Here is a 594-nt window from a genome sequence, read left to right as displayed (position 1 = left end):
GGCCTGTGACCTGCGATGATGCTCTCGATCACGTATTTGTTACTTCATTACGTCCCCTTGGTGGCGCCCTCCGGGGTGCTGGTGAGCAGCGCTCGGGCATGCACCAGAACAAGAGGGGCGTTGTCGACGTAGACGATGCGCGATTCCGGTGCGATCTCCTGGGCGACCTCATGGGTGTTTCCGGCGGTGGGCAGCCCGGTCCCGATGTCGAGGAACTGACGGATACCTGCCTCGCCGGCCAGGAATTGCACGGCTCGGGTGAGGAAACCCCGGTCGGCGCGGGCGGTGTCGACGATGTGCGGAAGTATCTGCTGGACCTGGTCGCCCACCGCGCGGTCGGAGGCGAAGTTGTCCTTGCCACCGAGCCAGTAGTTCCAGACCCGGGCGGTGTGCGCGACATCCGAATTGAATTGGGGCTTCTCCGCCAGCCCCTCGGGGGCATATGCGTCGTCGGTCATGGTCGGGTCCTTCCTCCGCTTCGGTGGATTCTGCCTGGTGTGAGCGTAGTCCTCTGCCCGCTCGTCACCCGGCGCCGGTTCGCCGGTCCGGTGCGGCGTCCCGACAACCAGCCCGGGACCGTCCCTCTCGCGTAAA

General features: G+C 65.7%; 1 pseudogene. It reads right to left on the bottom strand.

Annotated elements, in window-relative coordinates:
- Positions 1 to 59: 59 nt before the first annotated feature.
- Positions 60 to 458: pseudogene (locus AC08OU_RS18400) on the bottom strand (SAM-dependent methyltransferase); the annotation flags it as partial.
- Positions 459 to 594: the final 136 nt, after the last annotated feature.

It is taken from the genome of Frankia sp. CcMO1 (genome assembly GCF_977945845.1).
Note: the sequence above shows the minus strand (reverse complement) of the source record. Positions and strands in the feature narration are given on the sequence as shown.